The organism is Embleya sp. NBC_00888 (assembly GCF_045207655.1).
GTDB lineage: Bacteria > Actinomycetota > Actinomycetes > Streptomycetales > Streptomycetaceae > Embleya.
In genome coordinates this window covers 2,577,297-2,589,600 of sequence record NZ_CP108785.1, presented here as the reverse complement: position 1 = coordinate 2,589,600, position 12,304 = coordinate 2,577,297, and the positions used below count along the sequence as shown (strand labels likewise).

Below are 12,304 nucleotides of genomic sequence, written 5' to 3'. Positions count from 1 at the left end.
ACGCGACCCGGCTCGCCGGAACCGGCACCTGTCGGCGTCGGCCCCGGCGTCGACACCGGCGGCGCGTCGCGCCCGCTCAGCGGGTCCCGAGCAGGTGATCCATCGCCAACTGGTCCAGTCGCTCGAACGCCATGGCGCGTCGGGCCGCCGCCTCGACGTCGAAGTCCTCGTAGGCCGTACGGTCCGCGAGCAGATCGGCCGCGGACTCGCCGGCGCCCAGCGTCGGCTGCGCGAGCCGGTCCGACCGGGCCGCCGCGAGCGCGTCGCGGACCGCCGGATCCGCCCGGAACGCCGCCGCCCTCGCCTTGAGCACCAGGTAGTTGCGCATGCAGGCGGCGGCCGACACCCACACGCCTTCGACGTCCTCGGTGCGCGGCGGCTTGAAGTCGAAGTGACGCGGCCCCCGGTAGCCCGCCGATTCGAGCAGGTCGACCAGCCAGAACGCGGCGCGCACGTCGCCCGCCCCGAACCGCAGGTCCTGGTCGTACTTGACGCCGGTCTGTCCGTTCAGATCGATGTGGAACAGCTTGCCCGCCCACAGCGCCTGCGCGACGCCGTGCGCGACGTTCAGGCCGGCCATCTGTTCGTGGCCCACCTCCGGATTCACCCCGAACAGGTCGGCGTGTTCGAGCCGTTCGATGAACGCGAGGGCGTGGCCGATGGTGGGCAGCAGCAGGTCGCCGCGCGGTTCGTTCGGCTTGGGCTCGATCGCGAAGCGCAGCGGGTAACCCTGATCGAGCACGTATCCCGCGAGCAGGTCGAACGCCTCCTTCAACCGGTCCAGCGCGGTCCGCACGTCCTTGGCGGCACCCGACTCCGCGCCCTCCCGGCCGCCCCACGCGACGTACGTCTCGGCCCCCAACTCGACCGCGAGGTCGATGTTGCGCAGGGTCTTGCGCAACGCGTACCGCCGCACGTCGCGATCGTTGGCGGTGAACGCCCCGTCCTTGAACACCGGGTGGGTGAACAGGTTGGTGGTGGCCATCGGGACCTTCATCCCGGTCGCGTCCAACGCCTGCCGGAAGCGCTTGACGTGCGTCTCGCGCGCGGTGTCGGAGCTGCCGAACGGGATCAGGTCGTCGTCGTGGAAGGTCACGCCGTACGCGCCGAGTTCGGCCAGCCGGGAGACCGTCTCGACCGGGTCGAGCGCGGGCCGGGTCGGCTCGCCGAACGGGTCGCGGCCGGGCCAGCCGACGGTCCACAGGCCGAAGGTGAAGCGGTCGTCGGGGGTGGGGGTGAAGGGATCCTCGGGGGTGAAGGGGTCCGTCATGGGTGCCGCTCCCGGATCGTGTCGGATGGTGGCCGAGCCCTATTGGTAAACGCGAAAAACAAACTAGTATCGGCCCGGTACGGAAGGGAACCCTCGCCCGTCGACCCGCGCCCGCGCTGCCCGGGTCGATCCGGCCTCGGACACGACACCAGGAGGCGGCATGCGCACACGGCGCGTGGTCATCGGCGTGGACAGTTCCACCCAGGCCACCAAGGCCCTCGCCGTGGACGTCGACACCGGCGAGGTTCTGGCCACCGGCCGAGCCCCGCACCGGGTGAGCACCGGCGACGCCCGGGAGAGCGATCCGCTGCGGTGGTGGCAGGCGCTGTCCGCCGCCCTCGCCGCGACCGGTTGGGCCGAGCACGCGCGAGCCGTGTCGATCGCCGGCCAACAGCACGGCCTGGTCACCCTCGACGCCGCCGGTGCTCCGGTCCGGCCCGCCATGTTGTGGAACGACGTACGCGCCGCGCCGCAGGCGGCCGCGCTGGTGGCCGAATCCGGCGCGGCCGACTGGGCCGCACGCGCCGGCAGCGTACCCACCGCCGCGTTCACCGCCGCCAAGTGGCGCTGGCTCACCGCACACGAACCCGAGGCCGCCGCGCGCGTCGCCGCCGTCCGGCTCCCACACGACTTCCTCACCGAGCGGCTCACCGGCGCGGCGGTCACCGACCGCGGCGACGCGTCCGGCACGGGGTGGTGGACCCCGACCGGGTACGACACCGAACTGCTCGAACGTATCGGCCTGCCCGTCGAGTTCCTGCCCGCCGTCGCCGACCCCGGCGTGCCGGTGGGCAGCGCGCGGCCCGGGACCCCGCTGCGACCGGGCACCCTCGTGGCCGCCGGTACCGGCGACAACATGGCCGCCGCGCTCGGCCTGGGCCTCACCGCCGGCCTGCCCGTGCTCAGCCTGGGCACCTCGGGCACCGTGTACGCGGTCACCCGCGGCCGACCCGCCGACCCCACCGGAACGGTGGCCGGCTTCGCCGACGCGCTGAGCGGCTGGCTGCCCCTGGCCTGCACGCTCAACTGCACCGTGGCCGTCGACCGGATCGCCGCGCTGCTCGGCCGCGACCGCGACGCGGTCGAACCCGGCGGCGACACCGTCGTCCTGCCCTTCCTCGACGGCGAGCGCACCCCCGATCTGCCGTACGCCGCCGGCCTGATCCACGGGCTGCGCCACGAGACCACCGGCGGGCAACTCCTCCAGGCCGCCTACGACGGCGCGGTCCACTCGCTGCTCACCGCGCTGGCCGAGGTGCTGCGCGCGGGCGGCGAATCCGACGATCCCGACGTGCCATTGCTGCTGATCGGCGGCGGGGCTCGGGGCAGTGCCTGGCGCGACACCGTACGCCGACTCTCCGGTCGCCCGGTGCGGATACCGGTCGCCGAGGAAGCGGTCGCGCTGGGCGCTGCCGCCCAGGCCGCCGGGCTGCTCACCGGCGAACCCGCCGACGCGGTCGCGCGCCGGTGGCGCACCGCCGACGGGCCGCTGCTGGAGCCGCTGCCCAGGGACGACGCGGCGATGGAGCGGATCGCGGATACGCTGCGCAACGCCGGGCCCCTGTTCGACGCCGCACCCGGCCGGCCCTGATCGGGAAGAGTCCAGTGCGCCGCGCCCACCGATCCACCGACCGGCCCCGGTCGCTGCCCGCGTCGCAGCAGGGCATGCGGCGACAGAACCTCGCCCTGGTGCTGCGCGACGTCGCCGCCCGGGGTCCGCTCTCGCGCGCCGACGTCGCGGCCGGCACCGGACTGACCCGCGCCGCGGTGTCCAGCCTGGTCGAGGAACTGCACGCCGCGGGCCTGGTCACCGAGTTGGGCAGCGCGCCGAGCGGGCGTCCCGGACGGCCCGGCCGGGCACTGATGGTGGGGGATCGGGGGCCGGCCGGACTGGGCCTGGAGATCGGCGTCGACCACGTCGGCGCGTGCGTGGTCGACCTGCGCGGCGAGGTGCGCGCGTGGGAGCACGCCGCCGCGCCGAACCGCGATCGTCCCGCCGCCGAGACGCTGCCCGCGCTGGCCCGGGTCGCCGCGCGCGCCGCCCGCACCGCCGCCGCGCTCGAACTGCGGCCCGCCGCTCTGGTGTTGAGCGTGCCCGGTCTGGTCGGCGCGGCCCCGGGCCGGGTGCAGCACGCGCCCAACCTGGGCTGGCGCGCGGAACCGGTGGTCGAACCGCTGCGCGCGTTGCTCCCGGCCGGCCTGCGCGCGCTGCCGCTGACCGTGGAGAACGAGGCCAACCTGGGCGCGCTGGCCGAGTTGTGGCACGACCCCGCCGCGACCGACTTCGTGTACGTGTCGGCCCAGGCCGGGATCGGTGCGGCCGTGGTCGCCGACGGTCGGCTGTTCCGGGGCGCGCGCGGTTTCGCGGGCGAGTTGGGCCACGTCCCGGTGCACCCGGACGGCCCCGCCTGCGCGTGTGGCGCGCACGGCTGCCTGGAGCAATACGCGGGCGAGGCGGCCGTGTTCGCGGCGGCCGGCCTCGCACCCACGACCGACGACCCGATCGCGACCCTGGCCCGGTACGCGAGCGACGGCCACGCACCGGTGGTCGCCGCGCTGGATCGGGCCGGCAGCGCCCTCGGCACGGCCCTGGCCGGTGCGATCAACCTGCTCGATCCGGCCGGGGTCGTGCTCGGCGGCGCCGCCGCCGAACTGGGGGAGTGGCTGCTGCCGGCGATGCGCCGTGAACTCGCCGCCCGCGTGACGATCCGCCCCTGGGCTCCCGAGGCCCTCACCGCGTCCGCGCTGGCCCGCCGAGCACCCCTCCTGGGGGCGGCCGGCATGACCATCCACGCCATCCTCGACAACCCGATCACCCACGCCGCCGGATCCGGCTGACCCGGTCGACCCGGCCGGCCGGCATCGGTGATCACCGGGTCCCGATCACCGGATCCGCAGCACCAACTTGCCCGTGTTCGCGCCGGAGAACAGTCGCAACAACGTCTGCGGAAACGCCGTCACGTCGCCCTCGACCACGTCCTCGCGCGAGCGCAACCGCCCGTCCGCGAGCCACCCGGCCAATTCGGCCGTCGCCTCCGCGTAGCGGTCCGCGTAGTCGAACACCACCATGCCGGTCATCGACGCCCGATTCACCAGCAGAGACAGGTAGTTCGCCGGCCCGGGGCCCTGCTCCGTGTTGTTGTACTGCGAGATCGCGCCGCAGATCACCACCCGCGCGCCACGCGCCAGCCGGGTCAGCGCGGCATCCAGGATCTCGCCGCCGACGTTGTCGAAGTACACGTCGACACCGTCCGGGCAGTGCTTGCGCAGTGCGGCCTTGACGTCCTCGCTCTTGTAGTCGACGGCAGCGTCGTAGCCGAACTCCTCGACCAGCAGCCGGCACTTGTCCGCGCCGCCCGCGATGCCCACGGTCCGGCAGCCCTTGAGCCGGGCGAGTTGGCCGACCACGCTGCCCACCGCGCCCGCCGCGCCGGACACCAGCACGGTCTGGCCCGGTTGCGGGTCACCGATGTCGAACAAGCCGAAGTACGCGGTCAGTCCGGTGATCCCGAGCGCGCCCAGATAGGTCGACAACGGCGCCGCCGCCGGATCCACCCGGCGAACGCCGCGCCCGTCCGAGTCCGCGTACTCCTGCACGCCGAACTGGCCGTACACGTGCTCCCCGACCGCGAAGTCCGGGTGTCGCGAGGCGATGACGCGGCCGACCGCGCCGGCCCGCATCACCTCGCCGATGCCCACCGGCGGGATGTAGGAGCGCACGTCGTTCATCCAGCCGCGCATCGCCGGGTCGAGCGAGATGTGCGAGATCTCCACCAGCAGCCGGCCGTCGGCAGGCTCCGTCACCGGTTCGCCGACCAGGTCCCAGTCGGTGGGCTTGGGCAGCCCGAACGGGCGGGCGGCCAACCGGATCTGCCGGTTGATCAGGTCGGCGGGCAGCGGCCCGCCGGCGGGCGTGGTCATATGGAACGCAACTCCTTCTTCATGATCTTGCCCGAGGGGCCCTTGGGCAGTTCGTCGAGGATCCGCACCACCCGCGGATACTTGTACGCGGCCATGCGCTCCTTGCAGAACGCGACGATCTCGTCCGGGTCCGCCGCCTCGCCCGGGCGCAGCGCCACGACCGCGACCACCTCCTCGCCGAGCCGCTCGTCCGGCCTGCCGACCACGGCCGCCTCGGCGATCGCCGGGTGGGTGTACAGGACTTCCTCCACCTCACGCGGATAGACGTTGTAACCGCCCCGGATCACCAGGTCCTTCTTGCGGTCCACGACGAACAGGAAGCCGTCCTTGTCGAGGTAGCCGAGATCGCCGGTGTGGAACCAGCCGTTGCGGAAGGCCTCGGCGGTGGCCTCCGGGTCGTCGCGGTAGCGGGTGATGATGTTGTGCCCGCGCAGCAGGATCTCGCCCACATGCTCGGCGCCGGGCGGCAGCGGCAGGTCGTCCGGGTCGGCCACGCGCAGTTCGACGCCCCAGATCGGCTTGCCCACGGACAACACCCGGCGGTCGTCGGCGCGGTTGAAGGTCGCGGTGCTCGCACTCTCGGAAAGCCCGTAGCCCTCCAGGATGACGACGCCGAACGCCTCCTCGAACTCGCGGATCACCTCGCCGGGCATCGACGCCCCACCCGAACTGCCCACCCGCAGCCGGGACAGGTCGCGCCCGGTACGATCCGCGGCCAGCAACGCGACGTACATCGTGGGTACGCCCACGATCACGCTCACCCCGTCCCGGGCCATCTGGTCGAGCACGCTCTGCGCCTCGAAGCGCAGTACCAGCGACAGCGTCCCGCCGTAGCGCACGCACACGTTCAGCACGCCGGACAGGCCGTATACGTGGAACAGCGGCAACGCGCCGATCGAGACGTCACCGGGGAACAGGCCGAACAGGTCACCCGAGACGGTGCAGTTCTGGTAGAGCTGGAAATGGCTCAGCTCGGCGCCCTTGGGCCGCCCGGTGGTGCCGCTCGTGTACAGCAGCACGGCCGTGTCGTCGCTCGACGTCGGCTCGATGTCGCCGTGGAGCGATTCGGCCCGGTCCGGCGGCCCGTCGGGCAGCAGCAGGGCGAACCCGAGGGTGTCCTGCGGCACCGGGGTGTCCTCGACCAGGTTGACGGTGTACACCTCGGTGCCCGGTACGGCGGCGGCCGCGCCCAGGGCCTCGGCGGCGAACACGTCGAAGGCGATCAGGGTGCGGGCACCGGAGTCGGTGAGGTGGTAGGCGATCTCGGTCGCCTTCAGCAGCGGATTCAGCGGCATCAACGTGACGCCCGCCTTGAGCGCGCCGAAGTAGGCCACCACGAACTCGGGGACGTTGGGCAGGGATATCGCCAGCACGTCGCCGCGGCCGAGCCCCTTCGCGCGCAGGCCACGGGCGAACCGGCTGCTGAGGTCGTCGAGTTCGCGGTAGGTGACCGGGGTGCCCTGGTGGATCAGACACGCCGTGTCCGGGGTCGCGAGGCGGGACTCGCGGAGCATGACGGCGAGGTTGAAACTCACGCGTGATCCTTTACTGATCGAGGTGCCGGGGGTGGCCGGACGTCGGGGAACGCCCGGCCGAGGACGGGTCCGCGGGACGTCCCGGGTCCCGCAGCCGCGGCGCGGTGCCGATGCCGGGCCAAGCGCGCCCGACATCGGCACCGGCACTACGGGACGACCAGGGAGAGCGTGTCCGCGACGCACGCGGGCTTGGCGACGCCCTCGATCTCGATGGTGTGCCGCACCGTCAGCCGCACGCCCTGCGCGGTCTCGACCGCATCGATCAGCACGGCGTGGTCGCGCACCCGGGCGCCGGCCGGGACCGGGGCCGGGAAACGCACCTTGTCCGAGCCGTAGTTGACGCCCATCCGCACACCCCGCACGGTGAACAGGTCGGCGGCCAGGGTCGGGATCAGCGACAACGTCAGGTAGCCGTGCGCGATGGTGCCGCCGAACGGACCCTCCTTGGCCCGCTCGACGTCCACGTGGATCCACTGGTGGTCGCCGGTGGCCTCGGCGAACGTGTCGATGCGATCCTGATCGATGGTCAGCCAGTCGCTGGTGCCGAGTGGTTCGCCCTTGGCCGCGAACACCTCGGTGACGTTCTCGAAGACGCGCATGATGCTCCTTCGTGGTGGCGGCGGGATCCGGGCCGGTCGCCGCCGCCGAGCCGGGTCAGGCGGGCAGGTCGACCAGGTGCGCCAGGGTCGCGCGGTGCCGGTCGGGGGTGCCGAACGCGAGCGCGTCGGCCTTGGCGCGCTTGAGGTACAGGTGCGGGTGGTGTTCCCAGGTGAAGCCGATGCCGCCGTGCAGTTGTACGCATTCCTCGGCGGCGCGGACGGCGATCTCCGAGCAGTGCGCCTGCGCGACGGCCACCGCGACGGGGGTGTCCGGGTCGTCCGCGGCCACGCACGCCGCGGCATAGCGGGCCGCCGCGCGGGCCTGGGTGATCGACACCCACAGCGCGGCCAGGCGGTGCTTGGGTCCCTGGAACGAGCCGACCGGGCGGCCGAACTGGTTGCGGGTCTTGAGGTAGGCGACGGTGCTCTCCAGGCAGAACTCGGCGATGCCGAGCTGCTCGGACGCCAACAGCGCCGCCCCGGTGCCGATCGCGGTCGCCACCGCCGCCTCGGCCCGCTCGCCGCGCGCCAGCGGAACGCCGGTGGCGCCGGTGAACACGATGTCGGTCAGCGGCCGGGTCAGGTCGAGCGAGACGACCGGGCGGCGGTCCACGCCGACCTGATCGGTGTCGACCGCGTACAGCACGGGCCCCTCCGCGCTCCCGGCCGCGACGACGAGGACATCGGCGGTGCCGGCGTCGACGACCGAGGTCACGGTACCGGTCAGGGAGTTGCCGTCGGCCCGCACCCCGTCGGGGAATCGGGCACCGGGTGCCGTGGCGAAGGAGACCGCCAGGGTCGCGCTGCGCCGGCCGCCGGCCAGGTCGGTGAGGAGCGGTCCGGCGTCCACCGCGTCCACCGCGCGCAGCGCGGCGGTCGCGAGCACCGCGCTGCCCAGGTACGGGGTCGGTGCGACCGTGCGACCCAACTCCTGCAGCACCACGGCGGTTTCCCGCCAGGTGGCGCCGCTGCCGCCGTGCTCCTCGGCGACGGCCAGCCCGGCCGCGCCGATCTGCTCGGTGAGCACGCGCCACAACTTCGGGTCGTACGGCTCGTCCGTCTCGATCCGGGCGAGCAGCGCGGCCAGGGTCACCCGTTCGGTGAGCAGGTCGCGGATACCGGAGCGCAGTTGGTTCTCGTCCTCGGTGTGCACGAGGTGCTCGATGACACTCATCGGGGCAGGTCCTTCCACGCGACGTCCTTGTCCACCCGAGGCTCCGCGGGCAGGCCCAGCACGCGCTCGGCGACGACGTTGAGCAGGATCTCCGAGGTGCCGCCCTCGATCGAGTTGCCCTTGGCGCGCAGGTAGCGGTAGCCGGGCGAGCGGGTGGTGAAGTCCACCGACGCCGGCCGGCGCATGGTCCACTCGTCGTGCCGCAGTCCCTCTTCGGCCAGCAACTCCACCTCCAGGCCCGAGATTTCCTGGTTGAGTCGGGCGAAGGCGAGCTTGGCCGCCGAGCCTTCGGGGCCGGGTTCGCCGGCCGCCGGTTGCAGGCGCAGGCGGGCCGAGGTCAGGCGGGCGGCCTCGGCCTCCACCCACAGCCGCAGCAGCCGGTCGTGCAACCCGGCGGTGCGCAGTTCCGGACGCGCGCGCCAGGTGTCCGCGACGATGCCGATCATGCCGCCCTCGCGCGGTGTGGCACCGCCGCCGATGGCCACCCGCTCGTTCATCAGCGTGGTGCGCGCCACGCTCCAGCCGTCGCCGACATCGCCGAGGCGGTGCGCGTCGGGGATGCGCACGCCGGTGAGGAAGACCTCGTTGAACTCGGCCTCGCCGGTGGCCTGGCGCAGCGGACGCACCTCGACGCCGGGCGCGGTCATGTCGCAGACGAAGTAGGTCATGCCCCGGTGCTTGGGCAGTTCGGGGTGGGTGCGGGTGACCAGGATCGCCCAGCGTGCCTCATGGGCCATCGACGTCCACACCTTCTGGCCGTCCACCACCCACTCGTCGCCGTCGGGCACCGCCCGGGTGCCCAGCGCGGCCAGGTCGGAGCCGGCCCCGGGTTCGCTGAACAACTGGCACCACACCTCTTCCCCGGTCCACAACGGCCGTAGCCAGCGGGCGCGTTGGGCCTCGGTGCCGTACGCGAGCACGGTCGGCGCGGCCATCCCCAGCCCGATGCCGATCCGGCCCGGGTCGTTGGACGGCGCGCCGGCGGCGGCGAATCGCGCGTCCACGGCCGGTTGCAGCGCACGCGGCGCGTCCAGGCCGCCGAGGCCGACCGGGTAGTGCACCCAGGCCAGCCCGGCGTCGAAGCGGCCCCGCAGGTAGCCGAGCGCGTCGTCGATGTCCGGATGGGCGGCGATGAACTCGTCCACCCTCGCGTCGAGTTCGGCGGCGGTCAGCACAGCGGGCCGCCGGCCACGTAGATCACCTGGCCGGACACGAAGCCCGCGCCCTCGCTCACCAGAAACGCGATGGTGTTCGCGACATCCTCGGGCCGGCCGACCCGACGCACCGGGATCTGCTCGGCCGCGGCCTGCTGGAAGGCCTCGAACTCCATTCCGACCCGGGCCGCGGTCGCGGCGGTCATGTCGGTGACGATGAAGCCGGGTGCCACCGCGTTCGCGGTCACGCCGAACTTGCCCAGCTCGAACGCCAGCGTCTTGGTGAAGCCCTGGAGGCCGGCCTTGGCCGCCGAGTAGTTCGCCTGGCCCCGGTTGCCCAGCGCGGACGAACTGGAGAGGTTGACGATCCGGCCGTAACCCGCCGAGGTCATGTGCGCCTGGACCGCGCGGCTCATCAGGAACGCGCCGCGCAGGTGTACGTCGATGACCGTGTCCCAGTCACCGTCGGACATCTTGAACAGCAGGTTGTCGCGGATCACGCCCGCGTTGTTGACGAGTACGGTCGGCGCGCCGAGCACGTCGGCCACGCGCGCCACCGCGGCGTCGACCTGCTCGCCGACGGTGACGTCCGCGCCGACCGCGAGCGCGCTGCCGCCGGCCGCGACGATCGCGGCCACGGTGTCCGCGCAGGCGGCCTCGTCCAGGTCGAGCACGGCCACGGCCATGCCCTCGGCGGCGAGCCGGCGCGCGGTGGCGGCACCGATGCCCCGGGCGGCGCCGGTCACGATGGCCACGCGCGGTGCGGTCGCGTCCGCGGTCGAGGTCGCGGGAGTGTTCTCGGTCATGGGTGGGGGATCCTCCGGGTCGTCGCGGGTCACGAGGTCGGCCGGCGAATGCCACGCACCGCCGTCCCGAGATGCGACCCGCACGTCCGGTCGTGAGGTGCCGACCGGTCGGTATGCACATGCATCGGAAGCGGAGGAGCGGGAATCACGCTGCGCCTGTCACGGTACCGACCGGTCGGTATCAAGGCTAGAGCGCAACGCGAACTCGTTCGGGTGGGTCGTGGGACGGGTATGGCCGAGCGGGCCCGCGTGGGAGGGTCTGTCCTACCCGCGCGGGGAGCCGACGCGCCCGCGAGGGAAGGGTTCTCGTGTGCGCGGGAGGGGCTGTCGTGCGCGCGGGGAGGGCCGCCGTGTCCGCGCAGAGAGCGCGCGTCGTACCGCGCGCGGGCCCGCGACGAGGCATGGGAGGGCCCGGCGGCGGCGCGCGGCGGCCGGTTCGGTGGGCGGCCCGCCTGCCACACCCGTCCCGCTCGGCGCCGCCGGCCCGGGCGCAGCTCGGGCGGCATCGGGCGGGACGGCGGTCACCGGGACCGGCCGACCACCTTCGGTACGTCCGGGCGGAGCACCATCAGGGCCGCGTCGTCGGTGAGCCGGTCGTCCACGTGTGCCAGCAGCGCCCGCTGCAGCCGGGTGAGCAGTTCGTTCGCGGGCAGGTTCGGATCGGCGTTCGCGGCGATCCACTCGCGGAGCGGAAAGAACCGGCCTTGGGCGTCCCGGGCCTCGGTGGTGCCGTCCGTGTACAGCAGCAGCGACTCGTCCGGCGTCATCCGGAACCGGTAGGCCGACGCCCGCTCGTCGCCGGGAATCAGGCCGGCCAGGCCGAGCGGCAGCTCGGTCGCCACGTCGAGCCAGCGCACGCCGGACGGGCCGATCAGCGCGGGCGGCTCGTGGCCGTAGTTGACCAGCTCGACCAGGCCGTCCGGGCCGAACTGGGCGATCAGCGCGGTGGCGAACCAGTCCGTGTCCGGCTCGCCGAGCAGCACCTGATTGCGGCCGAACCGTTCCAGCCCCTCACCCATTCGCCGCCCGACCTGCCACAGGTCCGACGTCGTGAACGCCGCCTCGCTGAACGTGCCGACCAGGGCCGCGCTCGCACCGACCGCGGTCAGCCCCTTGCCCTGCACGTCGGCGATGAACGCGCGCGTACCGTACGGCGTGGCCACCACGTCGTACACGTCGCCGCCCACCTCCGCGTCCCGCTCCGCCGCCAGATAGCTGCGCGCCACCCGGATCCCGCCCACCACGGGCGGTGCGGGCGGCAGCAGCGCACGCTGGACGTGCTCGACCACATTGCCCAGCCGGGACACCCGCTCCTGCAGGCGGGTCCGCAACAACACCGCCGCCACCGCGATCGCGCCACCCAGCACAACCACCACGAACCCGGCCCAGTCGTGCTCGTAGCCGGTGGGCGCCAACCACGGGTCCAGCACCAGGAACGTCAGCGTCGCGAGCACCGCGTAGACGACCGTCGCGCGCACCGAACTCAGGCTCGACGCGGTCATCGGCACCAGACACAACATCGTGTCGGTGCGAAACTCGTCGGGTGTGCCGAAGTCGACGGCCACGATCACGACGTACAACACGGCCGGCAACAGCGGGATCAACCACCGCATCGGCCGCGCGCCACCCGCGCCGCCTGCGCCGCCCGTGTCGACCACCGGGGCCTCGCTCATACCGGGGTCTCACTCATCGGGAAGGCACCGTCCTGGATCACCCGGGGTGGGCCGGTCGTCGGGCATCGGTCGTCGGGCAGGGCATCGGGCCGGTCATCGGTCTGCTCAGCCCTTTCCCGATCCGACCCGTGCCCAGCTACGCCACACGGTTGATCATTGCCGGCCGATCCGG

At 73.3% G+C, this 12,304-nt stretch carries 10 protein-coding genes; 2 read left to right on the top strand and 8 right to left on the bottom strand.

Translation table 11 applies throughout. From position 1 onward, the window contains the following. Window positions 1-76 precede the first annotated feature (76 nt). On the bottom strand, window positions 77-1,270 hold the full coding sequence (gene xylA / locus OG948_RS45610; protein ID WP_331770906.1) for a xylose isomerase: 1,194 nt from the start codon (window positions 1,268-1,270) through the stop codon (window positions 77-79). Between the two features lie 160 nt (window positions 1,271-1,430). Between xylA and xylB the strand changes: the two genes are divergently transcribed. Together xylB and OG948_RS45600 are read left to right on the top strand one after the other, a co-directional pair. Then, window positions 1,431-2,861, top strand: coding sequence for a xylulokinase (gene xylB, locus OG948_RS45605; protein WP_331770905.1), 1,431 nt, complete (start codon window positions 1,431-1,433; stop codon window positions 2,859-2,861). Between the two features lie 74 nt (window positions 2,862-2,935). Then, window positions 2,936-4,108 carry an ROK family transcriptional regulator gene (locus OG948_RS45600; RefSeq protein WP_331770904.1) on the top strand — a complete coding sequence of 391 codons (1,173 nt, stop codon included), beginning with the start codon at window positions 2,936-2,938 and terminating at the stop codon, window positions 4,106-4,108. Between the two features lie 45 nt (window positions 4,109-4,153). Here OG948_RS45600 and OG948_RS45595 read toward each other — a convergent pair whose 3' ends face one another. From OG948_RS45595 to OG948_RS45565, 7 genes are all read right to left on the bottom strand, one after another. After that, window positions 4,154-5,191 (bottom strand): NADP-dependent oxidoreductase, encoded by a 1,038-nt coding sequence (locus OG948_RS45595; protein ID WP_331770903.1) that lies wholly within the window; start codon window positions 5,189-5,191, stop codon window positions 4,154-4,156. Continuing rightward, on the bottom strand, window positions 5,188-6,726 hold the full coding sequence (locus tag OG948_RS45590; RefSeq protein WP_331770902.1) for a long-chain fatty acid--CoA ligase: 1,539 nt from the start codon (window positions 6,724-6,726) through the stop codon (window positions 5,188-5,190). The genes OG948_RS45595 and OG948_RS45590 overlap by 4 nt, the downstream gene beginning before the upstream one ends. Window positions 6,727-6,872: 146 nt before the next feature. After that, a complete protein-coding gene (locus tag OG948_RS45585) occupies window positions 6,873-7,325 on the bottom strand; it encodes a MaoC family dehydratase (RefSeq protein ID WP_331770901.1) in 453 nt (150 codons plus the stop codon). A 55-nt stretch (window positions 7,326-7,380) separates the two neighbouring features. Beyond that, window positions 7,381-8,499, bottom strand: coding sequence for an acyl-CoA dehydrogenase family protein (locus tag OG948_RS45580; protein ID WP_331770900.1), 1,119 nt, complete (start codon window positions 8,497-8,499; stop codon window positions 7,381-7,383). Further along, complete coding sequence (locus OG948_RS45575; protein ID WP_331770899.1) at window positions 8,496-9,674, bottom strand: acyl-CoA dehydrogenase family protein; 1,179 nt, start codon at window positions 9,672-9,674, stop codon at window positions 8,496-8,498. The genes OG948_RS45580 and OG948_RS45575 overlap by 4 nt, the downstream gene beginning before the upstream one ends. Continuing rightward, window positions 9,668-10,459 carry an SDR family oxidoreductase gene (locus tag OG948_RS45570; protein ID WP_331770898.1) on the bottom strand — a complete coding sequence of 264 codons (792 nt, stop codon included), beginning with the start codon at window positions 10,457-10,459 and terminating at the stop codon, window positions 9,668-9,670. Before OG948_RS45570 ends, OG948_RS45575 begins: the two co-directional genes overlap by 7 nt. A 521-nt stretch (window positions 10,460-10,980) precedes the next feature. After that, window positions 10,981-12,132 (bottom strand): PP2C family protein-serine/threonine phosphatase, encoded by a 1,152-nt coding sequence (locus OG948_RS45565; RefSeq protein WP_331770897.1) that lies wholly within the window; start codon window positions 12,130-12,132, stop codon window positions 10,981-10,983. Window positions 12,133-12,304: the final 172 nt, after the last annotated feature.

Coding starts and splice junctions, on each gene's coding strand:
- OG948_RS45600 (WP_331770904.1), top strand. CDS start 2,936: ATGCGGCGACAGAACCTCGCCCTGGTGCTGCGCGACGTCGCCGCCCGG.
- OG948_RS45570 (WP_331770898.1), bottom strand. CDS start 10,459: ATGACCGAGAACACTCCCGCGACCTCGACCGCGGACGCGACCGCACCG.
- OG948_RS45585 (WP_331770901.1), bottom strand. CDS start 7,325: ATGCGCGTCTTCGAGAACGTCACCGAGGTGTTCGCGGCCAAGGGCGAA.
- OG948_RS45565 (WP_331770897.1), bottom strand. CDS start 12,132: ATGAGCGAGGCCCCGGTGGTCGACACGGGCGGCGCAGGCGGCGCGGGT.
- xylA (WP_331770906.1), bottom strand. CDS start 1,270: ATGACGGACCCCTTCACCCCCGAGGATCCCTTCACCCCCACCCCCGAC.
- xylB (WP_331770905.1), top strand. CDS start 1,431: ATGCGCACACGGCGCGTGGTCATCGGCGTGGACAGTTCCACCCAGGCC.
- OG948_RS45595 (WP_331770903.1), bottom strand. CDS start 5,191: ATGACCACGCCCGCCGGCGGGCCGCTGCCCGCCGACCTGATCAACCGG.
- OG948_RS45580 (WP_331770900.1), bottom strand. CDS start 8,499: ATGAGTGTCATCGAGCACCTCGTGCACACCGAGGACGAGAACCAACTG.